The organism is Thermoactinomyces vulgaris (assembly GCF_003688725.1).
Classification (GTDB): domain Bacteria; phylum Bacillota; class Bacilli; order Thermoactinomycetales; family Thermoactinomycetaceae; genus Thermoactinomyces; species Thermoactinomyces vulgaris.
In genome coordinates this window covers 254,675-278,242 of sequence record NZ_REFP01000009.1, presented here as the reverse complement: position 1 = coordinate 278,242, position 23,568 = coordinate 254,675, and the positions used below count along the sequence as shown (strand labels likewise).

Sequence of the window (23,568 nt, the reverse complement as noted above, 5' to 3'; positions counted from 1 at the left end):
ACTTGTGTTCGTGTATGATCATAGACAAGGAGGCGGAGAAAGATGCTGGCAGCTTCTTTTCACAAATGGTATGAAACCCAGCGGCACAACATGGTCACAAACAGGCCGGCCGCAACATACCATCCCCCCGCAAGGGATGAAGACGAGCGCCAATACATGACTTTTTTGCTGGAAGAATCTTATGAATTGCAAAAACCTGTCATCGTGATCTATGCGGGGAAATATTCACCCCTTCAGTTTTACGGACGCATCAAAAAAATCCATCCGTATGAAGAATGGTTCATCATGGCCAACGGCGAATGGAAGAAAAAAATCACCTTTGATCAATTGATTGAGGTGGACCCGTTATAAAAATCCCCCGGGAAGTCTTCCCCGGGGGATTTGGTTATGCTTCGGCTTGACGACTTCTTTTGGACTGCCATCTTTCTTTCAATTGGGAGAGGAAAAGATAGACGATCGGAACAATAAACAAAGTCAATAACGTGGACGAGGCAAGTCCTCCGATCACCACAATCGCCAATCCTTGCGACATGGCGGCACCTTCTCCATACCCGAGAGCCAGCGGCAACAAAGCGAAAATCGTTGCAAAAGCCGTCATCAAAATGGGACGCAGACGGGTTTCTCCTGCTTCCAACAAAGCATCAACGGTATTGTGCCCGCGTTTTTTCATCTGTTGCACACGATCCACAAAGACGATCGCATTGGTGACCACGATCCCGATCAACATCAATGCCCCGATCAAAGCAGGCGCACTGATCGGCTGACCGGCAATCCACAGACCGAGCAAACCGCCGATGACGGCATACGGGAGAGAGAACAAAATGGTAAAGGGTGCCGTGGCTTCCCCAAATGCAATCAACATGACCACATAAACGGCAAAGACCGCGACGATCATGGCTTTCCCCAGATTAGCAAAGCTTTCGTTCATTTGTTCGATATCGCCGCCCAGTTTGACCGAAACGCCTTGCGGGATCGGAGTGCTGTCAATTTGCGCTTGAATGTCTTTGGAAACGGCTCCGGTGTCCTTAATGGTGACATCCCCGGAAACGGTGGCAGCCAACTGCCCGTTTTCTCTTTTGACGGTGACCGGTCCTTCTTCCACCTTGACGTTGGCAATATCTTTGAGCGGAACCAGTTCACCGGTGGAGGATAATATCCGGATTTCTTTCACCTTATCCACCGAATTGACTTCATCTTGTTTCAATCCCAATTTCACTTCTTGCGATTCGTTTCCTTTCTCAATTTCAAAGATCGTATCCGCCTGCAACAATCCGCGGACACTTGCGGCCACTTGTTGGGCCACCAAACCTTTCTTCGCAGCTTTGGCATCATCCACTTCAATGGTGACGATTTTCTTCTGTTCACTCAAATTGTTTTCCACATTGGCAAGACCGTTCACTTTTTGAATTTTTGCCGTCAATTGATTGGTCAATGTCCGGATCTTGTCCATCGAATCTCCGGTAATCACCACTTCGATGGAATTGGAAGCGGGATTGATGCTGTTGACTTCACTGACATTCACAACGGCATCCTGATCCACCGCATTTAATTCCTTGCGGATGTTTTCCAAAAAGGTGTCCATTTCGGTGTCATCCGCCAAGGTGACAAACATGGAAGCGCGGTTGCTGCTGCCCGTTGAACCGTCATTGGTCATCTGGCTGCTCATGTTCCCGACCGAACTGCTGATCACTTTCACTTCCGGGTGCTGTTTCAACTTTTGCTCCATTTGTTCGGCGACTTGATTTGTTTTTTCCAAATTCGTGCCGGAAGGCATTTTCAATTCAATGTTCATCGCTTTTTCTTTATCGGAAGGAAGGAAAATGGTTCCGATAAAGGGTACGAGCGCAAAACTTCCCAACAACATTAAAGTCGACCCGACCAAAACGATTTTTTTATGGTTCAAAGACCAATTGAGAGCTTTTTTGTATTGTTCCGCCAGCCGGCTCCTTGTCCGGTCTTTTTTCAACGGCTTTCCGTTCAAAGCCAGCAATTTCGCCAAGACCGGAACGATGGTGACAGCCACCACCAACGAGCACAAAAGCGAAATGGTCACCGTCAGTGCAAAGGGATAAAAGACTTCACCGATAATCCCTTCAATCATTCCGAGCGGAACAAATACCGCAACCGTCGTCAATGTGGAGGATGTAATGGCTGAAGCAACCTCTTTGGTCGCCAACAGAATCAATTCGGACGTGCGTTCCATCCCTTTCATCAGGTGGCGGTAAATGTTTTCGATCACGACAATGCTGTCATCGACCACCCGACCGATGGCCACCGTCATTCCGCCAAGGGTCATGATATTGAGGCTCACATCCGCTTGTTTCAACAAGATCAAGGTTGCAAAAACAGATACCGGAATCGAAACAATCGAAATCAATGTCATGCGCACATTCCGCAAGAACAGAAGAATCACAACCGAAGCAAACAGAGCCCCGAGCAATCCTTCCCGCACCATGGAATGGATGGACATTTTGACACTGTCCGACTGGTCAAACAACTTCATGAATTGAACGTCTTTATTGGCTTTTGCCAGCTGATCCAGTTCAGCATTCACTGCATCTGCTGTTTCCACCACGTTATCATCCGGATTTTTGATGACCTCCACATTGATGGAGGGTTTCCCGTTGGTCCGGGTGATCATGGATTGACCTTTTGCTGATTCCGTAATGGTGGCAATGTCCTGAAGTTTGACGGTTTTAATTTCTGGTTCTTTCATTTCCGGTTTGCCGGTGCCGGCAGAAGTTTTTCCTTGCGAAGCCGGCATTTTTACCGATTGGCTGTTTCCTTTCGGCACAGTTCCGGAAGATTTGGGCATCTTCGCCAGCATCGCTTGCAATTGTTTGCTCAGCGCCACCAGTTCAGCTTGTTTGGCCTTCAACTGTCCCTGCAACATGGCGATTTGTTGTTTGAGCTCAGGATTTTCAGGATCTTTTTGCAGTTGCTCCATCGCTTTATTTAACTCAATCTGAATCCCGATCATTTCGGCTTGGACTTTTTGCGTATGGGCCTGTACTTTCGCCAACTGCTGGGTTCCTTGGCTGACTTGCCCCAATCCTTGGCTCACCTGTCCCAGTCCTTGGCTCATTTGCCCCAACCCTTCGCTCAATCCTCCGACAGCTTGACCTAGGCCGCCTACAGCCTGCCCCAAGCTCTCCATGGATTGACCGATTTGGTTGAAGGCATCCTGCATGCCTTCCGTCGGATTGGCAGGAACGGTCAACTCAAAATTTTTCAAGTCTTCCACTGAGGTGATCTCCTGATGAATGCGTACAGGCATATCCACATTGCCGGTGTTTAAATCCCCCAGCGGCAAAGACATCTGGGCACTGGCCAAAGCTTGTTGAACTTGCTGCATAGTGAGATTATGTTTCTTTAATGCTTCCGGATTCAAACGAATGTATACCGCTTTGGTCCCTTCTCCTTTTACCTGTACTTCACCGACCCCTTCGATCGACTCCAGTTTGGGTTTCACCACATCTTTTACCCATTGCTCCAATTCAGTGGCATTTTTCTTGTCACTGCTTACCGTAAAATTAATCATGGGGAAGGTGTTGAATCCAAACCGGTTAAAGATTGTATCCATCACATTGTCCGGCAAATCCAAACGGTCCAGGGCGTCCCTCATTTGTTGCTGCGCCTTGTCCAGATCCGCATCAAAATCAAATTGGGCAACCACCACGGAAGTACTGTCTGCCGAAATGGATGTAACCTTATCCACCCCTTTGACTCCCATGATTTCTCTTTCTATCGGCTTGGTCACCTCTTCGGCGATATCCTCAGGCGATGCCCCCGGATACGGGGTGACTGCGACAATCACCGGAAAGTTGATATCCGGCATGGCTTCCATTTTTAATTGGGTTGCTGTATAAACACCGCCACCGGTTACCAAAATGATCAAAATCAACACTGCGGCAACGTTTCGCAGTGAAAAACGGGTCAACCAATTCACCTTGACTCCCCTTTCATATCACCCATAAATAATTAATCTGATTAAATAATAACTTCTAAGCAAATTGAAAAATAGTGTATCTCACTGTTGTTCATATAAATTCCAATCTTTCATCCCATGAATACCAAAAACCGGAATCGGATTCCGGTTTTTGGTTCAATCCCTCATTGTTTTGTACTTTTTATCACCCTGACCGGATTTCCTGCCACAAAAGTGCCGGGGGGCACATCTTTGGTGACCACGGAACCGGCTCCGACCACCGCACGGTCTCCAATCGTCACTCCCGGAAGGATGGTGGAATTGGCGCCAATCATCACATGATCACCGATATACACATCCCCCAACCGGTACTCATCAATCAAATATTCATGCGTCAAAATGGTGGTGTTGTATCCGATAATCGTATTTTTCCCGATATGGATTTTCTCCGGATACAAAATATCCATCATCACCATGAAAGCAACCGCCGTGCATTCTCCGATTTCCATGCCGGTCAGCTTGCGATAAAACCACCTTTTCAACCCCATCCACGGCAAATAACGGGCAACCAAGATCACGAGGGTGTTTTTAAACACTTTCCAAAAGGGAACCGTCCGGTACACCTGCCATAATGAATTAGGCCCGCTCACTTTGAATCGTTCCGTCTTGCGCATGTTGTCCGCTTACCCCTTCTCTGTATCCAAAATGCGAAGCAAATCACGCATATCATGCAAATAATAGGCTGGCTCATACTTCTTCAGTTCCTCCGCATGAAGGCTCCAACCCACCGCTGCCGCATCGACCCCGGCGCGCTTGGCCGCCATCAAATCATAGCGGCTGTCTCCAACCATCAATGCCTCCTCCGGAGCCGCCTTTAACTGTTCCAAAGCCAGAAAAATCATGTCCGGAGACGGTTTTGCCTCGGGAGTGTCCCCGATGCAAACGATGGTTTTCATAAACGGGGTCAGTTGAAACAGATCCAATCCTCTTTCCACCACGACCCGCCGTTTATTGGAAACCACCCCCATCACCACACCGGCTTGATCCAACGCTTGCAAAACCTCCCGGACATGGGGAAACGCTTCGGCATATTCATCATGATGCTTGATATTATAGGCATGGTAGGTTTTCACCATCGCTTCGGCCTGATCAGGATCAAAACGGCGCATCTGGTCGAGCAGAGGCTCCCCCATGATCTTCAGCACATCTTCCCGAGTGTACTTTCCCGGACAATGCTGACTGAGCGTATGCATAAAAGAAGCAAGAATCAACGAATTGGTATTGATCAACGTTCCATCCAAATCAAAAAGGATGACGGAATATTTCACGCTTGTTCCACTCCTTCGGGATTTAAGCTTTTTTACTTTCACCGGCCTGCTTTGGGACAGTTCCGCTCATGCGACGCCAAATGATGAGAACCAGCCCCGCCAAGACGCCGATCAGGCTCACCAATTGCGCAATGCGGATGTTCCCCCCGGTTAACATTCCCGGTTCGAACAACAATTGCATCGGGGACCAAAGCCCAGCCAGCAGTTGTTCCAAAAAGCCGGGGCCGGAAAACGCAAGGCTGTCTGTCCGGAGGCCTTCAATGAAAAAGCGGCCCAATGAATACCAGATCAAGTAGGAGAAGAAAATCTCGCCTTGCCGGATGCGTATCTTTCGTAAACCGATCAGCAAAAGGAACCCGGCCAAATTCCAGATCGATTCATACAGGAACGTCGGATGATAGTACACACCGTAAATATTCATCTGCTCTATCAACCATGAAGGCAAATGCAAGCTTTCCAAAAAAGCCCGCGACACTTCCCCACCATGGGCTTCCTGATTGACGAAATTTCCCCAACGTCCGATCGCCTGGCCCAAAATGATACTCGGGGCTACAATATCCGCCATTTGCAAAAATGACAAACCATGCTTGCGCACAAATATGTATCCGGCTGTAAAAGCACCGATCAATCCGCCGTGAATCGCCAGTCCGCCTTTCCAAACGGCAATGATGTCTCCGGGATGCATGGCATAATACTCCCACTCAAAGAGCACATAATAAAGCCGGGCTCCCACGATCGCCGAAGGTAATACCCAGATCATCATATCCAATAAAATATCCGGATCCAGCCCCTGGCGCTTTGCTTCCATTGTCGCCAACCACAAACCCAACATGGCGGCCGTCGCCATAATGATCCCGTACCAATGCACCTGGATCGGGCCGATGGAAAAGGCCACGGGATCAATCACCATGAACGTCATTCCCTTCATCCCCCTTCTTCCCCAAACAGTAATTTCACAGATCCACCCTTCCATTTTGAACAAATTTGGTCTTCATTGTAACCTAAAAATTTTCACAAAGAAAATCCCTTTCAGATCAAGCGGTTTTCATTCAAAGCAGATTGGCCTGTCCAAAGCAACGTCATAAAAATCCCGGCGGACTTTCCGTGCAGTATTTTTCATTTTTTTATCGAATTATTTATTATGGACATAAAAAGTCTGATTCATTAAAATAGTATACACAAATCATTGGAGGGATTTATTTTGTTGGCGTTCGATTTACACCGAGAAGAAGCAGAACGTTATGATTGTATGGAATGCGGAAACAGCCAAAGTGTGTATATCATGGGAGATCGCGGATTTTGCTCCACTCCCGGATGTTTGTCCAATGATCCCATCCAGTTTGTGTACCTTCCCCATTGGCGCAAGCCGAAAACTTGTCACGCCGATCGCGAAATCACGCTTGAATAATAGATCACAGCCGGCTGCTCCTGACAAAAGAAGCAGCCTTTATGCGTGGTTTGACACCTTTTTGAACGATTCCTCCCCACGCGGCCTCCAACATTGTTCCAGCACCAGACAGATCAACATCCCCACCAGTAATCCGTTGCTCATCAAGGACTGAATCACCGGGGGAAAGTTTTGGAACACTTCGGCAGGAAGAAACATCATTCCCACCCCGGCCGACATGGTGATACCTAAAATCTGAAATCTCCGTGAATCCAGAGCTTCTTTTAACACGCCTTTCAAACCGATGCCGAACATTTGCCCGAAAGAAGCCAGCAATACCGCATAGGCCACCGGGCCCGGCAATTGGGCGAAAAACGAGATGATAGGCGGGATGCATGAAATGGCGACAACCCCGATACAGGCTGCCAGATAAGGACGTCTCCTCTTCTCGCCGGTCATGCTGACAAAGCCGGCGGAAACCGTCAAAGGAACCATTCCGACCGTCGAAAAAAGAGACGAAGCGAGCGTCGCCACCCCGTTGACCGTTCCGGAACGGGACAACAACCCGGATTCCAAGCGATTCTTCCCGGACAACACTTGTTCCATGGCTGACACACTTGCAATCAAATTGGACAAAAGCAACAACACAATCACCAATACGGTTAAAATCATGTTCGGATCAAAGACCGGCGTTCCCCAGGCAAAAACGGACGGAAGGGTGACAAAAGAAGAAAAAGAAACCGGCGCCGCATCATAACCCAACCCTGCAAAACCGGCCCAACCTGCCGCAATGCCGATTAAAACCGCATAATTTTTCATCCAGCCTTTTCCCCAAACGGAAAGAACCCACACCAACACAAAAACCGCCACCGACACGAGCAACAATTTGCCCTCCAAAGCATCACGGCCTTGCCCGATCCCGAACATTCCCTGAAAGAACACACCGCTTAACTGGAGCGACAACAGCATTAAAAAGGACCCGGTCACCAAAGGGGTAAATAAAAACAGGATTTTCGGAAGCAAGCGGAAGGCAGAAATAACGATGATGATGACTCCGGCCAAGATCATCGCCCCTTCCAACACCCGTAAGGTCTCCGAAAGCACGGCTTCACCGGCCCCGGCCATGGTTCCCATCACCGTGAACATGCCGAGCCAGATTCCCGCCGGACCGTCTGCCAAAGGATAACGGTGCCCCAGCCATCCCTGCAAAAAAGAAGTCAATCCGATTACAAAAAAAGTCCGCTGCATCAAGCCGGCAACTTCTGCAGCAGAGAGATGATAAAGCTGGCCGATGACAACGGGGAGCGAAAGGGCATTTGCCAACAAGAAGACCACCCATTGCAAAAAGGAAAAACCCTCTTTCATCCATGCATGTTCATTTTTCATCAAATTTTTCTTCTCCTCCTCCCGGATTCAACCCCATCAATCAAATTCCTCACTGTCATCAATCGCGGAACCCAATTGCTGGATAAATTGTTGTGCGGCATGATAACCCATTTGCTTCAACCGGTAGTTCATGGCCGCCACTTCAATAATCACCGCCAGGTTTCTCCCCGGGCGGACCGGAATGGTCAACTTGGGGATTTCTGTGTCGATAATGCGGATTTTCTCTTCATCCAGACCCAATCGATCGTATTGGCGTTCTTCCTTCCATGCCTCCAAATGAATGGCCAGCGAAATTTTCTTTTTATCGCGCACGGCTCCGGCCCCAAACAGCGTCATGACATTGATGATCCCGAGTCCCCGGATCTCCAGGAGGTAACGGATCAATTCCGGGGCATGTCCGACCAGCGTCCCTTCTTCGGACTGGGTGATTTCCACCGCATCATCGGCAACCAACCGATGGCCGCGCTTCACCAGTTCCAATGCCGTTTCACTTTTGCCGATTCCGCTTGAACCCGTAATCAGCACGCCGATTCCATACACATCCACCAACACCCCGTGCATCGTTGTGGCCGGGGCCAAGTATTTTTCCAGGTAATTGGTCAATTTGCTGGCAAATTTGGTGGTTGCCAAGGAAGTGCGCAAAATCGGCACCTTTTTCTTCTTGGACGCCTGGATCAATTCGGGCGGCACTTCCAACTGCCGCGTTACGATAAAACAAGGGATTTCCGAGTGGCACAACCGCTCCAAACGTTCCTCTCTTTTTTGCCTGGTCAATCCTTCAATAAAGGACAATTCCGTTTTGCCAAGCAACTGCAAACGTTCGACCGGATGATAAGTGAAAAAACCTGCCAGCTCCAATCCCGGCCGGTACAAATCCGCGACGGTCACGGCACGGTCCAATTGATCCCAACCATAAATCACTTCCAGGCGAAACTCTTGTATCAACTTTTCCAGTGTAACCTTTTTACTCATCGTCCGTATCTCCTAACATCCAACCGGCCTTTGATTGCCTTTTTGCCGGCGGACAGTTTTTTATTCTCACGGATGCCGTTCCTCTGCCGGCTTGACTTGTTTCATATCCTAAAATACCTTTTTTTCTGTTTCTTTGTCAAAACGGAAGGAGAGATTTTCTCTCCCGGCGTGACACAGGGAATATCCGGCTTCTTGTCGAATAAAAACCATAAACACGGAAATGGAAGCCGTCAAGGAGGAAACGCGTGATGCGCATAGTGGCTTGGCTCCTGATTCTGGCAGGCGGCATTTTCTTTTGTTACAATATGTATCATTGGCAGAAAGAAGCATCGGTCGTGGAACAGAATGAACAACTGGCGGCATCCATTGCCCCCGACTGGCATGTCCAAACCACGATGCCTTCTTTAAAACAGGGAGTCTCCGTCCCGCCCCCTCCCGTCCGCCAAGGTGAAAAGCTGGGAGAATTGGTGATTCCGAAACTGGGCCGGATTCTCCCGATCGTCAAAGGAACGGATTCCGATTCCTTAAAAAAAGGGGTCGGATTATACCAAGGGCATGGCACGGTTTACCCCGGGGACACCGGGCATGTTGTCCTGTCCGGCCATCGGGACACTGTTTTTCGGGATTTGGGCAAATTGAAAAAAGGAGACCGGTTATACATAAAATACGGGAACTATCTCTTCACTTATCAAATCCGTAAATCTTGGATCACCCACGCCGATGACCGGACCGTGATCGTTCCCATTTCCCGTCCGGTTCTGACCCTGTCAACTTGTTATCCGTTTGATTACGTGGGAGATGCCCCGGATCGGTATATCATCCGGGCTGAATTGATTCAAATTCAAGAAGGTGAAAACAAACATGATCATCGCAGTCGGATCGACCAATCCCGCTAAAGTCGGGGCTGTTGAAGAAGCGTGGCAGGAATTTAACCGGACCGGAACGGTTTTATCCGCTTCCGTTCCTTCCGGGGTTTCAGACCAGCCTTTTTCCGATGAGGAAACCATCGAAGGGGCCATTCACCGTGCACGCCGCGCCAAAAAAGCTTTGGACGCAGCCATCGGAATCGGCTTGGAAGGCGGAGTGACCGAAACGCCTAATGGTTTGTTTTTGTGCAATTGGGGAGCCCTTGTGGATGAAAACGGCCGTGTGCAGCTGGCCGGAGGGGCCCGGATTCCGCTTCCGGATTCATTCAGGACTCCGCTGAATCAGGGAAAGGAATTAGGATGGATCATGGAGGAATATTCCAAACAAAAAGGGGTTCGCCGGGATCAAGGAGCCGTCGGCATCTTCACCAACAACCAGGTGAAACGAAAAGAAATGTTTATCCATGTTTGCAAACTGCTTTTCGGACAATACCAATTTTACAAACATCATTCATAAAAAGGCTTGTGTTTTCCACAAGCCTTTTTATGTTGCCGGTTAATCCGTAAACCAACCCAAAATCCAGTTGGCCACGGTCATGATCAACGCCCCCAAAAATGCGGCGACAAATCCTTCCACTTCAAACCCGTCCACAAAGAAGCTGGCCATCCAAAACATGAACGTATTAATCACAAATGAAAACAAGCCCAATGTCAAAATGGTGATGGGCAAAGTCAACACCTTGATGACCGGCCGGACAATCAGATTGATGATGCTCAGTGCAATCGAGGCGAAAAGAGCGGCTTTCCAGCTTTCCACTTCAATTCCCGAAACCAAATGGGAAGCAAGAAAGACAGCAATGGCGCCCACAACGATTTTTAACAGGATTCTCATAAACATTCTCCTCCTTACTTAATTCATACCCGATTGTTCAAAGATATAAAATGCTTTGTGAACAATCAACCTTTTTCTTGAATCCCCCTCTGTCCCGGATGAGAAGGAGCAAAAGTTATGGAATCCATTCAACCGCCATGGCTGTCTTTTTTTGCAAACGGATCAAGCCGTCCGGAAAAGCCGGCGTCCCGCTTTCCTGTATCACACAAACTTCAGGATGCCATTTCTTCTCCCGTGCATTGGTTCACCATTTCGACCAGTCTTTTCTCCAGTTGCCCGGCAATCCGTTTCACCCGTTCACTTTCCACTTCCTTGGCAAGTTCACTCAGACGTAGAACACCGAGACGTACGGTATTTTTTTCTTGATCCCAATAAACCATGCATTTGGCCGGAAGCAAAAATCCACAGTCGGGATGTTCGGTTAACAGCTGTTTCGTCAAGTCGGCGTGAGACAACTCAAGAATGTAATAAGGCTGATTGAACCGGATTCCTTGTTCAAACAATTTTGTGGAAATATCATACTTCCATAATAATCGGAATTTATGTTCGGCGATTTTTTCCTCCAAACGCTTCAGCACCTGTTCCGTCGAAGCGCCTTTCACATCCACGACATATGAATACATCTCTCTCCTCCTCTTTTCAAACCGGTCTTCTTTTCCTATTGTATCATGATTTCTTTCCAATCTTTAATACACTGTATTCATGAATGAATAGAATCATGAAACCGAACACACTCTTTGATCCCTTCAATTGACTAATAATCAATCTCATTTTATAATTATTATAAATTGATATTGACTTTAATATATAGCCGTGCTATTGTAAAAATACAATGAATCAGCCCTTTCCTGCATTCAGGGATCATGCCACGGGTATACTTATCTTTAGGTTCTTCAGCAAGGAGGGGGATGGACTAAATGGATTGCCAACAAAAAATCACATCCGAAGTTGTAGGAAAAATCGAAAATGGTAAAGTGGTCTTATATCATCTTGGAAAAAAAATCGGCCATATTCCGTTGGACGAAAAGCTGCCTCATTTGGAAGAAGGCTATCAGTTCAAAAACGGAGACATCCATTCTTCACTCATCCCACCATCCCAACCTTCGCCTGACTCGTATGTGAGCGATTGCGATTTGGGATGGTGTTGACATAAAAAAGCAGGGGAAATCATTCCCCTGCTTTTCCTTTTCGCTGTTGCTCCATGACTTGCGAGCCCAGCGCCACAAGACGTTTTGTCATCTCTCCACCTACTGACCCATTGGCACGGGCTGTGGTGTCAGCCCCCAACTCGACTCCGAATTCTTGAGCGATTTCATTCTTCATCTGTTCCAATGATTCTCTGGCACCCGGAACAACAAGCCTGTTTCTTCTAGCCATTCGAATCACTCCTTTGTCGTAAGGTGGTGATGAACGTCTTGCATTATTCAGTTTGTCCGCAATTCCGTGCAATTATTGATTCCTTACTTTGGGGTTGCGGTCTCTTCCCGTTTTGCCAGCAGGGTTTCCATGCGTTTTTTGTCTCTTTCCAAAATCGGCGCCAGGAATTGTCCGGTATAAGATCCTTTGCTCTTGGCCACTTCTTCCGGTGTTCCTTTGGCAACGATCGTTCCCCCGCCGCTTCCGCCTTCCGGTCCCAGGTCAATCAGATAGTCCGCTGTTTTAATCACATCCAGATTATGCTCAATGACGACCACCGTGTCCCCGTTTTCCACCAGCCGCTCCAACACTTTGAGCAACCGCGCGATATCATCGATGTGAAGACCGGTGGTGGGTTCATCCAGCACATATAACGTCCGCCCTTGACTCCGTTTATACAACTCCGAAGCCAATTTCACCCGTTGGGCTTCCCCCCCGGACAATTGCGTGGCCGGCTGTCCCAGTTTGATATACCCCAGCCCCACGTCATAAAGGGTTTGCAATTTCCGTTGGATCCGGGGAATATTCGCAAAGAAATCCAAGGATTCCTCCACCGTCATTTCCAAGACATCCGAAATGCTTTTTCCTTTGTATTTCACTTCCAAGGTTTCCCGGTTATACCGTTTCCCTTTGCATTGTTCACACGGTACATAAACATCCGGCAGAAAATGCATTTCAATTTTAATAATACCGTCCCCGCGGCAGGCCTCGCACCGTCCGCCTTTGACATTGAAACTGAAACGCCCTTTCTTGTAGCCTCTCACCTTGGCTTCCGGCGTGGATGCAAACACTTCGCGGATATCATCAAACACCCCGGTGTACGTTGCAGGATTGGAACGCGGTGTTCTCCCGATCGGAGATTGGTCGATGTTAATGATTTTATTTAAATGTTCGGCGCCTTCGATTTTTTTGTGCTTGCCGGGCACCGTTTTGGCTTTGCCCAACCGGCGCGCCAAACCTTTTAACAAAATTTCATTAACCAGTGTACTTTTTCCCGAACCGGAAACGCCCGTCACACAGGTGAATACGCCGAGAGGAAAGGCAACATCGATATTTTTCAAGTTATTTTCCCGTGCTCCCGACACTTTGATCCATTTGCCGTTCGGCTCTCTCCGCTTCTGTGGCACGGGAATGAAACGGCGGCCGCTTAAGTATTCCCCTGTCAACGATTTTTCATTTTCCATCAATTCCTGCGGCGTGCCGGCAGCAACCACTTTTCCCCCGTGGGCTCCGGCACCGGGACCGATATCGATGATGTAATCGCAAGCCAACATCGTGTCTTCATCATGCTCCACCACAATCAGGGTATTCCCCAAATCCCTCATCTCCTTGAGGGTGGCAATCAAGCGGTTGTTATCTCTCTGATGGAGGCCGATGCTCGGCTCATCCAGAATATACAAAACCCCCATCAATTTGGAACCGATCTGGGTCGCCAGGCGAATCCGTTGCGCTTCTCCTCCCGACAACGTCCCGGCCGCGCGGGACAAACTCAGATAACCGAGTCCCACATTGACCAAAAAACCGAGCCGGCTTTTAATTTCTTTTAACACTTGATAAGCGATTTGGTTTTCCTTGTCCGACAAAGACAGGTTTTGGAAAAATTCCAGTGCCTCTTTGATCGAAAGACGAGTGACCTCATCGATGTTTTTTCCGCCGACGTAGATATGAAGAATCTCTTTTTTCAGGCGGGCCCCCTTGCAGGAAGGGCAAGACTTGGTTGTCATATACGTTTCCAAATACTCGCGCACCATGTCGGAACCGGTTTCTTTAAAACGGCGGTTCAAATGTCCCACCACCCCGTCAAACCGGGCCATGGCTTCCCGTTCAAAACCGCTGTTTCTCACATATCTGAAAGGAAACCGTTCATCGGAACCGTAAAGGAGAATATCCTTTTCCTTTTGGCTTAAATCCTGAAACGGCTTATCCATGTCAATTTGGAAATGGTCGCAAGCGGCTTTCAACAGTTGCTCGTAATAATGATTGCCGTTGGAAGAAGACCAGGGTTCAATCGCTCCTTCATTCAGGGAAAGGGACGGATCGGGAATCACCAGCTGCGGGTCGATCACCAACCGGTTTCCCAGTCCGTCACAAGCCGGACAAGCGCCGTACGGGCTGTTAAAAGAGAACATGCGCGGAGACAATTCCTCAATGCTGAAGCCGCACTCCGGACAAGCCAGCTTGGAACTGAACAACAACTCGTCCCCGCCGATCACATCCACCAACACTTCACCGTCACTGATTGCCAGAGCGGTCTCGACGGAATCCGTAAGCCGCGTGTTCACGCCCGGTTTGACGATGATCCGGTCCACCACCACTTCGATGGTATGCTTTTTGTTTTTCTCCAGTTTGATCTCTTCGGACAAATCCCGGAGTTCCCCGTCAATCCGGACACGCACATACCCTTGGCGGCTGATATCTTTTAAAAGCTTGACATGCTCCCCTTTTCGCCCTTTGACGACCGGTGCCAAAACCTGAATCCGGGAACGCTCCGGCAATTCCATGATCCGGTCCACCATTTGCTGAACGGTTTGCGATTTAATCTCGATTCCATGCACCGGACAATAAGCATGTCCCACCCGCGCATAGAGCAAGCGCAGGTAATCGTAAATCTCGGTCACGGTTCCGACCGTGGAACGGGGATTGCGGCTCGTCGTTTTCTGGTCGATGGAGATCGCCGGGGACAACCCGTCAATCCCATCGACATCCGGCTTGTCCATTTGCCCCAAAAACTGGCGGGCATAAGCCGAAAGCGATTCGACATAACGACGTTGCCCTTCGGCATAAATGGTGTCAAACGCAAGTGAGGACTTTCCGGAACCGCTCAACCCCGTGATGACAACAAACTGATCACGCGGAATCGTCACATCAATGTTTTTCAGATTATGCACCCGTGCACCGCGAACGACAATCTTTTCTTGCGACATGTCTTAAACCTCCGCTTTCAATTCGATAATCAAATCCCGCAATTCGGCAGCACGTTCAAAATTCAACTCTTTGGCGGCTTCTTTCATTTCTTTTTCCAGGTCGCGGATCAACTTGTTCCGTTCAGACTTGCTCATTTTCTTCGTTTGTTTTCCTGTCACATATTCAGCGGTTTGTTCCGCCACTTTGGTCGCCTCAATCACTTCACGCACGTCTTTTTGAATCGTTTGGGGGACAATTCCGTGTTTTTTATTGTAGGCCGCTTGAATTTGCCGACGGCGCTCTGTTTCATCGATCGCTTTTTTCATGGAGTCGGTGATCTTGTCCGCATACATCACCACTTCTCCGTGGGCATTCCGCGCAGCCCGTCCGATGGTTTGGATCAAAGAACGCTCCGAACGCAAAAATCCTTCTTTGTCGGCATCCAAAATCGCCACCAGGGAAACTTCCGGTAAATCCAATCCTTCCCTTAACAGGTTAATCCCAATCAACACGTCAAATTCACCCAGACGCAGATCGCGTAAGATTTTCATCCGTTCAATGGTTTTGATATCCGAATGCAAATAGCGGACTTTGATCCCCATTTCTTTCAGATAATCCGTCAAATCCTCCGCCATTTTTTTCGTCAGGGTCGTCACCAGCACGCGTTCATCCTGTTCAATGCGGTCATGAATCAGCCCGATCAGGTGGTCAATTTGCCCCTTGATCGGATGGATATGGATTTTCGGATCCAACAACCCTGTCGGGCGGATAATCTGTTCCACCACTTCCGGCGATTTCTCCAATTCATACGGACCCGGTGTCGCGGAAACAAATAAGATCTGATTAATCTTTTCTTCAAACTCGCTAAATCTGAGCGGCCGGTTGTCTTTGGCCGACGGAAGCCGGAAACCGTGCTCCACCAACATCTCCTTTCGCGCCTGATCCCCGTTGTACATCCCGTGAATTTGCGGAATGGTGACATGGGACTCATCCACTATGATCAAGAAGTCTTTCGGGAAAAAGTCCAACAAGGTGTAAGGCGGTTCTCCCGGCTTTTTGCCGACCAGGTGGCGGGAATAGTTCTCGATCCCGGAACAAAATCCGACTTCCCGCATCATTTCCAAATCATATCTCGTCCTTTGCTCCAAGCGTTGTGCTTCCAGCAGTTTGCCTTGTTCCCTCAGTTCCTTGAGCCGTTCATCCAGCTCCTGTTCAATCCCTTTCAAAGCCCTTTCCATCACATCGGAACGGGTGACATAGTGAGAAGCCGGGAAGATGGCAACATGTTCCCTTTCCCCGATAATTTCTCCCGTCACGACATCAATTTCGCGAATCCGGTCAATCTCATCCCCAAAAAACTCCACCCGGACCGCTTGTTCACTCCGGGAAGCAGGGAAAATCTCCACCACATCGCCCCGCACCCGGAACGTTCCGCGCACAAAATTGATATCGTTTCGTTCATATTGGATATCCACCAACTTACGCAACACTTCGTTCCGGTCCCTTTCCATTCCCACTCGCAAGGAAAGAACCAGATCCCGGTATTCCGTCGGTGAACCCAAGCCGTAAATACAAGAAACACTCGAAACAATAATCACATCTTCCCGCTCAAACAGAGCGCTGGTTGCCGAGTGGCGCAACTTGTCAATTTCATCATTGATGGACGCATCTTTTTCTATATAAGTATCCGTTGCCGGAATATAAGCTTCAGGTTGATAATAATCATAATAACTGACAAAATATTCGACGGCATTATGGGGGAAGAATTCCTTCAACTCCCCGCACAACTGCGCCGCCAACGTCTTGTTGTGCGCAATCACCAGCGTGGGTTTGTTGACCCGGGCAATCGTTTGGGCCATGGTAAACGTTTTCCCCGTCCCCGTGGCTCCCAAAAGGGTTTGGTACTTGTTGCCCGCCTGAATTTGGCGGACCAGTTTCTCAATCGCCTGCGGTTGATCCCCACGCGGCTCAAAATCCGACACCAGTTGGAATTGTTTTCCCATCCGACTCACCTCATTTCCACATGAAAGTATTATAACATACGGACACGACCTATAAGAACATTCGTTCCGAATCCAAAAAAAGCCTTTCCAGACCGGAAAGGCTTTTGGCTGACACCCGACGGGCGCCTGAATCTCTAAATTGCGGCCCAAGTCAGGACGTGGACCGGACGCGGGTTTTTTCGTCCGCCGGAAGGGCGGGAATCACTCCCAAATCAGCCGGATCATCCTCAAATAAAGTTTTTTGGGTGATGTGCAGGTTCTGATGTTCATCCAACACTGCCAGCTTGCAATGGGTCGCTGTTTCCGCCACCCGGGTCAGCTCCTCCATGCTCCGGACGGGCCGTCCGTTACAGCGCTGAATAACATCGCCAGTTCTCAATCCCATCGCTTCTGCCGGGGAATCCGGAATCACAGCCAGAACCTTCACACCTTGATGGTTGGAAACAAAATACGGCGTTGAACGTTTTTCCATCCACTTGGTTCCAAGATAGATCCCTTCATGCCCCAGCACCGCCAAAACTGCCATGATCCACCCGCCGGACTCCCATCCTTCCAAAAAGGCCAGCCCCAAACTTAAAATCACGGCATACAAAAAAGTAAAGGTGGATGTCTGCCTTTTTTGTTTTTTCAACATTCCCGACAGATTCATCCGCGCAAAACTCAAAAAAACCGGAAGCGGAATCCAACCATTTGGACCGCTCAACAGCAAAGGAACCGGCCAGCCTTTTTTCAGCATGAAACCACTCACCTGATTGACTTGGACCGGATAAGCTCCGTTTTCCCCATCCAAGCGGATCAAAGCCCATTCCAACCAATGGCTGGCGGCAATCAGCCATAACCAGTCCCGGGCAGGGAAAGCATACACCATTTCGGGGACCGGGAAAGGATCCAGCCACGTTGTTTCCGTCACGCAATAGTGAACCAGGCATAACATGCCGGCAGAATAAGCAAGACAAGCAAAACGCAGTCCAAAGACGGACAAAAGGAGCGTCAGGCTCCAAACCATGAACCAGTCTCCGGGTTGAATCTCCCACCGGCCCCCGGACAAACACAGGGAACCGGCCAAACCGACAATCAACGACCAGCAAGTTGTCCGAAGCAACAAAGCCCACTTGGGTTCCAAAACACTGTGAAACGTTTTGAGTTCATATCGCCTGCGCACCCACACATATACCACAATCATCCCTGTTCCCAGCCAAAAAGCCGGGTGAATGAACGTTGAAAACCACTTGGTCAAAAAAGAAAGCGGATCTTCCCAAACAGACCACAATTTGTCCTTCCTCCATATCATAAAAAATACCCCAATGGAAATCATTGGGGTATTTTCTATATTTCCGGGACAAATCCTTTATTTTTTCTTCAAGAGCTCCACTGCCACCTGCAATGTCACATCATTTTTCGGGTCGCGCAAAAAGTTGATAAATGCTTGTCGCAATTTATCGGAGGATACCTCATCCAGTTGTCCTGTCTCCGGAATTCCTTCTTTCTTTTGGAAGGACTTGACAGCCTGTTCGGTAGAACCGTCAAAATATCCGTCCGTGCGCCCCGGATGGTAACCCAGCGCATCCAAAATCAACTGCATATTTTTGACTTCGGTTGAATTATCATCTTTTTTTAGCGGTGCATCCGGCTGGGGAGGAAGCACATTGGCATATGCGGGTTTCTTCACGGGAACATCCGGTTTGATCCCTTTGGTTCCGCCATGCTGGTCAATCCAGTTTCCTTCCGGCGTCAACCATTTGGCGATGGTCAGTTTCAAGTTGCTGCCGTCATCAAAGGATTTGGTGGTCTGAACCGTTCCTTTTCCGAAGGTGGTTTCCCCGACCAACGGATATCCACCGGATTCTTTTAAAGCGGCTGCGAGAATTTCAGACGCACTCGCACTGCCTTTGTCAATCAAAACCGTGATGGGATAAGGCTTTTTGGTTTCCTGTTTGGAATGATATTCCGTGCGGCTTCCCGACTTATCCTCCGTCATCAAGACGCGTTTTTTGCCGGGCACCAATTGGTCACAAATTTCCAATACGGACTGCAAAAGGCCACCCGGGTTTCCGCGGACGTCAATGACAAGCCCGTTGATCCCCTGATCCTCCAGTTTTTTCAGCTCTTTGGCAAAATCTTCTGCTGTATTTTCCGAAAACTGCGTCAATGTGATCCGTCCGATTTTGTCAGGCAACATCGTTGCTTCCACGGTTTGAAGCGAAATTTCATCCCGCACCACCGTAATGTTTAGCGGTTCGCTGACGCCGGGACGGGAAATGAGCAATTGGGCTTTGCTTCCCTTCGGACCGCGGATTTTGCTGACCGCCTCTTGAATGTCCATTCCTTCCAAGCTTTGCCCGTTGACTTTTAACACTTGGTCACCTGCACGCAATCCGGCTTTTTCCGCAGGCGAATCCTTGATCGGCGCAATAATGGTCACTTGGCCGTTGGTCAATGTCACTTCGGCACCGATTCCCGTAAAGGATGACTGCAAATCTTCCTCAAATTGCGCTGCTTCTTTCGGACTCATGTAGGCGGAGTAAGGATCCCCCAGGGATTCAATCATTCCTTTGATGGCCCCGTCAATCAATTGTTCTTCATTTACTTTATGTAAATAAGAAGAAGTAATCGTTTGATATGCTTGCTTTAATTTCCCCTCGTGTGTTTCAAATGATTGAGACCGGTCAAAAGAAAACAGGGTTCCGGATTCCAGTTGATCAATCAACCCCCCGTCACCCACAACCAGCACGGTAAGCAAACTGCTGAAAATCATTGTCACAACCGTAATGATCGCGACGGTCCTGCCTTTAAAATTCATTGTCAGTAAACACCCACCTTTGGATCCCCTTGCAGGCGATCCGGATCAGCCCTTTATACTCTTTAATGTATGACAACCCCGGACAAAATAGTCGTCCGGGATATTATTTTAACTATATCACATTTTTAGTTCATATACCGTTCCGGGTCATAAGACGGCGGTTGGGCCCCTTGTCCGATCCGTACTTCAAAGTGCAAGTGCGGTCCCGTTGAGTTTCCGTTATTTCCAATCGCTGAAATGACCTGCCCGGCTTTTACTTCTTCCCCGGGTTGCACTTTGACTTGGTTGGGGTAACTGTGAGCATACCGGGTAAAGAAAGGCATGCCTTTATAATGTCCGTGATAAATGGTGATCAACCAACCATATCCGGAAGACGCACGGCTGGACACCACGACACCGTCAGCTGCGGCCTTGATCGGAGTGCCGATCGGTCCTCCGTAATCCACTCCCGCGTGAAGTTTTTTCGTTCCAAAGATGGGATGCACACGGTATCCGTAACTGGAAGTCTTTGTGACAGTGGTCGGTTTAATGAGCGGACCGGTGTATGCAAAACGAAGCTTGCCCGAACGCCATTCCGCCAGGTTGATCTGAATCAATTCGTCTTTATGTTCCTCCAGAATGCTTTCCAGCTGCTGCAGGCTGGCATCGGACGCTTCGAGTTCTTTCATCAACTTTTGATATTCTTTGTTAATTTGATCAATCAGCTTTTGTTGTTCCTCAATTTTCACCTGTTTTTCGTCAATGGCTTTCTGGCGATCGTCGACCGCTTTTTGGTATTCGGCCACGATTTTATAATCTCCTTTGACGAGAAGGCGAATGATTTCAAAGCGGTTCAAAAACTCATTAAAATCCTCTGCAGCCAGCAACTGGGCCAAGTAGTTATTTTCTCCGTGCAAATACATCCGGCTGATGCGAACATCAAAATCTTTCCGGATCTCTTGCAAATCTTTTTCCGCTTCCTGCCGCTTTTGCTCAATGGGCTCGATTTCCTTCTGGATGGACTCAATCTTTTGATCTGCTTCGTCCATCTTGCTTTTAAACTCTTCCATCTTCTGTTTCAAACTTTGCTGTTTCTCCAGGATTCCTTGTTTGTCCTCACGGACGCTGTCGATTTTTTCCCGGAGCGACTCGGCTGACACTGTTTGTGGAGGAGTCATCATTGCCGTCAATGAAGCAATCAAAGCCATGGTTAACCATTTCTTACTCATTGATATAAGCGCCTCCCAGTCTTTCTCCTAGTTCCCCATCGCCTTCCTGTTCTCTGTTCTTTTTTATATCACTCAAAACATATGAATATAGTTTAATTCTATTTTATATGGAAACATACAAAGAAATTTTGACGATTTTATCCTTTTTATCCAATTTGCTTGATGGGGTCAATGAAAATGGGAAGTCGATCTAATCACCAGGATTAGATCGACTTTATCCATGATTTGTTCTAGTAATATTGCAAGGGATCCACCGGTTTCCCGTTTTCATGTATTTCAAAATGCAGGTAGGGCACCAACTGGGGATAGTTCCCGACCGAAGCGATTTGTTGCCCTTTTTCCACACGATCCCCGACCTCAACTTGCACTGTGCTTGGATACATATGGGCATAAAGGGTCTTGAATCCATTTCCATGATCAATCACAATATAGTAGCCGTATCCGCCCGGGTCCGATTTTGTCAATACAACGATGCCTGAAGCCGCAGCCACAATCGGTGAGCCCATCGAATTTTTGATGTCAATTCCTTCGTGGCTTCCGTTTCGTTCCCCGAATTCAGAAGAGACTTTTCCGCCCGGTTGCGGCCAGGCCAAAGTATCATTCTCATGCCGGTCCGGTGAAGAAGATGCCGGCGGATGGGAATTGCGAACCTGTCTGTTTTTATCCTCCTGACGAACGGGTTGCATTTTCTCGGGCTCCGGCTCCCGTACCGGATGCTGAAGCGTCCGGCTTTGCTGCTGATACAACGCCGTATAACGTGTCAAATGTTGCCGGGCTTCTTTCAGCAAAGCCTCTTTTTCTTTTTTGCTTTTCTCGATCATGGCCACTTCATTTTCCAAAGCTTTTTTCTCTTTCAAATATTGCTTGATCACGGCACTTTCATTTTCCACGAACATAGAAAGAATATCCAGGCGCATCAAAAACTCCGAAACGGAATTCGCGCTCAACAAATAATAGAGATATTGATTTTTGTGACTTCTCTTATATATATGTACCAGCACCGCCTCAAACCGCGCTTCCAGCATGCTCAGTTTTTTTTGTTTCTCCAACAGGTTCATTTTCTTTTGCGCGATTTCTTCATTTAACCCCGCAACTTGCCGCTCCCTGGCCATAACCTGTTTTTTGGCTTCTTCCAGTTTGATCCATGCCGGGTTCTTCTGGTGTTCACTGTTTGCTTTGACCGAAAGCGGGCTTGCGAGGCTGAATAAGACCGCCTGAACAAGCATCATTGTAGTGACAAACCATTTTCGAACCACTTTGGTCGTACTCCTCCCGTTTCAATTCAGCTTACTTGCCCTGTTCCGGGGGCAAATAAGAGATGGGATCGACAGGTGTACTTCCTTTATGTACTTCAAAATGCAAGTGAGGTCCGGTTGAAAATCCATTACTTCCCACAGCTGCGATGACATCTCCCGCCGATACCTTTTGGCCGACTTCCACTTTTACCGTTTGAGCATACATGTGGGCATAAAGCGTGGAAAGTCCGTTCCCATGGTAAATGACAATGACATAACCGTATCCATTTGAAGGACGGGCTTCAATCACTTCACCGGACGACGCGGCACGGATCGGGGTCCCCATTTTCGCTGCGATATCCATCCCTTCATGCATCCGGTATTCCCGGTGAACCGGGTGATATCGCATGCCGAACGGGGAAGTCACCGTCCCGTTTACCGGCCAAAGAAAGCCGTCGCTTGCCGGAACATTGCCGTCCGGATGGTTTTGTTGCTCTTTTTTGCGGGCTTCTTCTTCCCGTTTGGCCACCCAGTTGCGCAATTCTTTCCGGGCCTGAATGTTTTGGTCCTCCAATTCCGCCAGGTTCGTCTCCAGCGCCGCCAACTTTCCTTCATGTTGTTGGTATTTTTTTTGGAGTTGAGCAAAAACGCCCTGGGCTTCTTTTTGTGCTGTTTGTAAGTTTGCCAAATCCTTTTGTAATTCCTGCTCAACTCCGGCCAATTCTTTTTGTTTGTCGGTATATTTTTGGATCACGCGCTGATCGGCCCGGGCCAAAATGCTGATATAATCGTACCGTTTCAGGAAATCCCCGATGGAGTCGGATTGTAACAAAAGCTCAAAGTAAAAATTGTTTCCTTTTAAATAAATATCCTGCATGCGATGTTTGTAAGTTTGACGCAAAAGATCCAATTCCCTCTCAACGCTTTTGCGCTCTTCCCGTTTTTCCTTTATTTGGTTTTCCAGTGCATAAACACGCATGTCCAACTGGTTGAGTTCCTTCTTTTTCGCTTCAATCTGACCCAAAATTTGTTTCATGTCCTCTTGCGCTAGTTCTTTCTTTTTTTCCAGTTGCAATATTTCTTGATCCCGTTGTCGGATTTCCTCTTTTTTCTCATCGATGGAAGAGGAATCTGTGATTGCAAAGCTGTCTTTGACGGGGATCAAAGAAAAAACCAGCAAAAAAGAAAATATCCCTGCAAATTCTTTCCTAATCACTTTGCTCCTCCTCGAACTAGATTCCTC

21 protein-coding genes are annotated in these 23,568 nt (G+C 48.3%); 5 read left to right on the top strand and 16 right to left on the bottom strand.

The genetic code is table 11. The features are described from left to right. Positions 1 to 42 precede the first annotated feature (42 nt). Complete coding sequence (locus ATH33_RS08620; RefSeq protein WP_037993300.1) at positions 43 to 351, top strand: YolD-like family protein; 309 nt, start codon at positions 43 to 45, stop codon at positions 349 to 351. A gap of 34 nt (positions 352 to 385) precedes the next feature. Here the strand turns inward: ATH33_RS08620 and ATH33_RS08615 are convergent, their stop codons facing one another. From ATH33_RS08615 to lgt, 4 genes are all read right to left on the bottom strand, one after another. After that, positions 386 to 3,949, bottom strand: a complete 3,564-nt coding sequence (locus tag ATH33_RS08615; RefSeq protein ID WP_049720665.1) for an efflux RND transporter permease subunit — start codon at positions 3,947 to 3,949, stop codon at positions 386 to 388. Between the two features lie 164 nt (positions 3,950 to 4,113). Next, positions 4,114 to 4,602, bottom strand: coding sequence for an acyltransferase (locus tag ATH33_RS08610; protein WP_037993298.1), 489 nt, complete (start codon positions 4,600 to 4,602; stop codon positions 4,114 to 4,116). Between the two features lie 9 nt (positions 4,603 to 4,611). After that, the gene (gene ppaX / locus ATH33_RS08605) at positions 4,612 to 5,256 is read right to left on the bottom strand and encodes a pyrophosphatase PpaX (RefSeq protein ID WP_049720666.1); all 645 of its coding nucleotides are present in this window, start codon (positions 5,254 to 5,256) and stop codon (positions 4,612 to 4,614) included. Between the two features lie 22 nt (positions 5,257 to 5,278). Beyond that, a complete protein-coding gene (lgt, locus tag ATH33_RS08600) occupies positions 5,279 to 6,175 on the bottom strand; it encodes a prolipoprotein diacylglyceryl transferase (protein ID WP_049720667.1) in 897 nt (298 codons plus the stop codon). Positions 6,176 to 6,460: 285 nt separating this feature from the next. Between lgt and ATH33_RS08595 the strand changes: the two genes are divergently transcribed. Then, complete coding sequence (locus ATH33_RS08595; protein WP_131470896.1) at positions 6,461 to 6,664, top strand: hypothetical protein; 204 nt, start codon at positions 6,461 to 6,463, stop codon at positions 6,662 to 6,664. Between the two features lie 39 nt (positions 6,665 to 6,703). Here ATH33_RS08595 and ATH33_RS08590 read toward each other — a convergent pair whose 3' ends face one another. Together ATH33_RS08590 and hprK are read right to left on the bottom strand one after the other, a co-directional pair. Next, on the bottom strand, positions 6,704 to 8,029 hold the full coding sequence (locus ATH33_RS08590; RefSeq protein WP_121874333.1) for a purine/pyrimidine permease: 1,326 nt from the start codon (positions 8,027 to 8,029) through the stop codon (positions 6,704 to 6,706). Positions 8,030 to 8,065: 36 nt separating this feature from the next. Beyond that, a complete protein-coding gene (gene hprK, locus ATH33_RS08585; RefSeq protein WP_121874287.1) occupies positions 8,066 to 9,001 on the bottom strand; it encodes an HPr(Ser) kinase/phosphatase in 936 nt (311 codons plus the stop codon). Between the two features lie 248 nt (positions 9,002 to 9,249). Between hprK and ATH33_RS08580 the strand changes: the two genes are divergently transcribed. Continuing rightward, positions 9,250 to 9,897 (top strand): class D sortase, encoded by a 648-nt coding sequence (locus tag ATH33_RS08580; RefSeq protein WP_049720668.1) that lies wholly within the window; start codon positions 9,250 to 9,252, stop codon positions 9,895 to 9,897. Further along, entirely contained in the window at positions 9,863 to 10,384 is a 522-nt protein-coding gene (locus tag ATH33_RS08575) for a DUF84 family protein (RefSeq protein ID WP_037993292.1), read from the top strand. The genes ATH33_RS08580 and ATH33_RS08575 overlap by 35 nt, the downstream gene beginning before the upstream one ends. Positions 10,385 to 10,423: 39 nt before the next feature. Here ATH33_RS08575 and ATH33_RS08570 read toward each other — a convergent pair whose 3' ends face one another. Together ATH33_RS08570 and ATH33_RS08565 are read right to left on the bottom strand one after the other, a co-directional pair. Then, positions 10,424 to 10,759, bottom strand: a complete 336-nt coding sequence (locus ATH33_RS08570) for a phage holin family protein (RefSeq protein ID WP_037993291.1) — start codon at positions 10,757 to 10,759, stop codon at positions 10,424 to 10,426. 212 nt (positions 10,760 to 10,971) lie between these two features. Further along, the gene (locus tag ATH33_RS08565) at positions 10,972 to 11,382 is read right to left on the bottom strand and encodes a DUF302 domain-containing protein (RefSeq protein WP_037993290.1); all 411 of its coding nucleotides are present in this window, start codon (positions 11,380 to 11,382) and stop codon (positions 10,972 to 10,974) included. Between the two features lie 294 nt (positions 11,383 to 11,676). Between ATH33_RS08565 and ATH33_RS08560 the strand changes: the two genes are divergently transcribed. Then, positions 11,677 to 11,907 carry a DUF2553 family protein gene (locus ATH33_RS08560; RefSeq protein WP_037993289.1) on the top strand — a complete coding sequence of 77 codons (231 nt, stop codon included), beginning with the start codon at positions 11,677 to 11,679 and terminating at the stop codon, positions 11,905 to 11,907. A 19-nt stretch (positions 11,908 to 11,926) separates the two neighbouring features. On the opposite strand, the gene ATH33_RS08555 is transcribed toward ATH33_RS08560, so the two are convergent. From ATH33_RS08555 to ATH33_RS08520, 8 genes are all read right to left on the bottom strand, one after another. Beyond that, positions 11,927 to 12,136: an alpha/beta-type small acid-soluble spore protein gene (locus ATH33_RS08555; protein ID WP_037997788.1), complete on the bottom strand. Its 210-nt coding sequence runs from the start codon at positions 12,134 to 12,136 to the stop codon at positions 11,927 to 11,929. A gap of 83 nt (positions 12,137 to 12,219) precedes the next feature. Continuing rightward, a complete protein-coding gene (gene uvrA / locus ATH33_RS08550; protein WP_037997785.1) occupies positions 12,220 to 15,099 on the bottom strand; it encodes an excinuclease ABC subunit UvrA in 2,880 nt (959 codons plus the stop codon). A gap of 3 nt (positions 15,100 to 15,102) precedes the next feature. Then, positions 15,103 to 17,082: an excinuclease ABC subunit UvrB gene (gene uvrB / locus ATH33_RS08545; protein WP_037997783.1), complete on the bottom strand. Its 1,980-nt coding sequence runs from the start codon at positions 17,080 to 17,082 to the stop codon at positions 15,103 to 15,105. A gap of 151 nt (positions 17,083 to 17,233) precedes the next feature. Further along, complete coding sequence (locus ATH33_RS08540; RefSeq protein ID WP_037997781.1) at positions 17,234 to 18,352, bottom strand: PDZ domain-containing protein; 1,119 nt, start codon at positions 18,350 to 18,352, stop codon at positions 17,234 to 17,236. Between the two features lie 78 nt (positions 18,353 to 18,430). Beyond that, complete coding sequence (locus ATH33_RS08535; RefSeq protein WP_037997778.1) at positions 18,431 to 19,882, bottom strand: S41 family peptidase; 1,452 nt, start codon at positions 19,880 to 19,882, stop codon at positions 18,431 to 18,433. A gap of 125 nt (positions 19,883 to 20,007) precedes the next feature. Continuing rightward, positions 20,008 to 21,090, bottom strand: coding sequence for a murein hydrolase activator EnvC family protein (locus ATH33_RS08530; RefSeq protein ID WP_049720671.1), 1,083 nt, complete (start codon positions 21,088 to 21,090; stop codon positions 20,008 to 20,010). A gap of 230 nt (positions 21,091 to 21,320) precedes the next feature. Next, positions 21,321 to 22,346: a murein hydrolase activator EnvC family protein gene (locus ATH33_RS08525; RefSeq protein WP_049720672.1), complete on the bottom strand. Its 1,026-nt coding sequence runs from the start codon at positions 22,344 to 22,346 to the stop codon at positions 21,321 to 21,323. 31 nt (positions 22,347 to 22,377) lie between these two features. Further along, positions 22,378 to 23,541 (bottom strand): murein hydrolase activator EnvC family protein, encoded by a 1,164-nt coding sequence (locus tag ATH33_RS08520; RefSeq protein ID WP_049720673.1) that lies wholly within the window; start codon positions 23,539 to 23,541, stop codon positions 22,378 to 22,380. Positions 23,542 to 23,568 lie beyond the last annotated feature (27 nt).

Bases quoted from the DNA above. Each gene is read 5' to 3' on its own strand.
- uvrA (WP_037997785.1), bottom strand. From the start codon at position 15,099: ATGTCGCAAGAAAAGATTGTCGTTCGCGGTGCACGGGTGCATAATCTG.
- ATH33_RS08620 (WP_037993300.1), top strand. From the start codon at position 43: ATGCTGGCAGCTTCTTTTCACAAATGGTATGAAACCCAGCGGCACAAC.
- ATH33_RS08590 (WP_121874333.1), bottom strand. From the start codon at position 8,029: ATGAAAAATGAACATGCATGGATGAAAGAGGGTTTTTCCTTTTTGCAA.
- uvrB (WP_037997783.1), bottom strand. From the start codon at position 17,082: ATGGGAAAACAATTCCAACTGGTGTCGGATTTTGAGCCGCGTGGGGAT.
- ATH33_RS08580 (WP_049720668.1), top strand. From the start codon at position 9,250: ATGCGCATAGTGGCTTGGCTCCTGATTCTGGCAGGCGGCATTTTCTTT.
- ATH33_RS08560 (WP_037993289.1), top strand. From the start codon at position 11,677: ATGGATTGCCAACAAAAAATCACATCCGAAGTTGTAGGAAAAATCGAA.
- ATH33_RS08610 (WP_037993298.1), bottom strand. From the start codon at position 4,602: ATGCGCAAGACGGAACGATTCAAAGTGAGCGGGCCTAATTCATTATGG.
- ATH33_RS08555 (WP_037997788.1), bottom strand. From the start codon at position 12,136: ATGGCTAGAAGAAACAGGCTTGTTGTTCCGGGTGCCAGAGAATCATTG.
- ATH33_RS08535 (WP_037997778.1), bottom strand. From the start codon at position 19,882: ATGAATTTTAAAGGCAGGACCGTCGCGATCATTACGGTTGTGACAATG.
- ATH33_RS08565 (WP_037993290.1), bottom strand. From the start codon at position 11,382: ATGTATTCATATGTCGTGGATGTGAAAGGCGCTTCGACGGAACAGGTG.
- hprK (WP_121874287.1), bottom strand. From the start codon at position 9,001: ATGAGTAAAAAGGTTACACTGGAAAAGTTGATACAAGAGTTTCGCCTG.
- ATH33_RS08530 (WP_049720671.1), bottom strand. From the start codon at position 21,090: ATGAGTAAGAAATGGTTAACCATGGCTTTGATTGCTTCATTGACGGCA.
- lgt (WP_049720667.1), bottom strand. From the start codon at position 6,175: ATGACGTTCATGGTGATTGATCCCGTGGCCTTTTCCATCGGCCCGATC.
- ATH33_RS08570 (WP_037993291.1), bottom strand. From the start codon at position 10,759: ATGAGAATCCTGTTAAAAATCGTTGTGGGCGCCATTGCTGTCTTTCTT.
- ATH33_RS08575 (WP_037993292.1), top strand. From the start codon at position 9,863: ATGATCATCGCAGTCGGATCGACCAATCCCGCTAAAGTCGGGGCTGTT.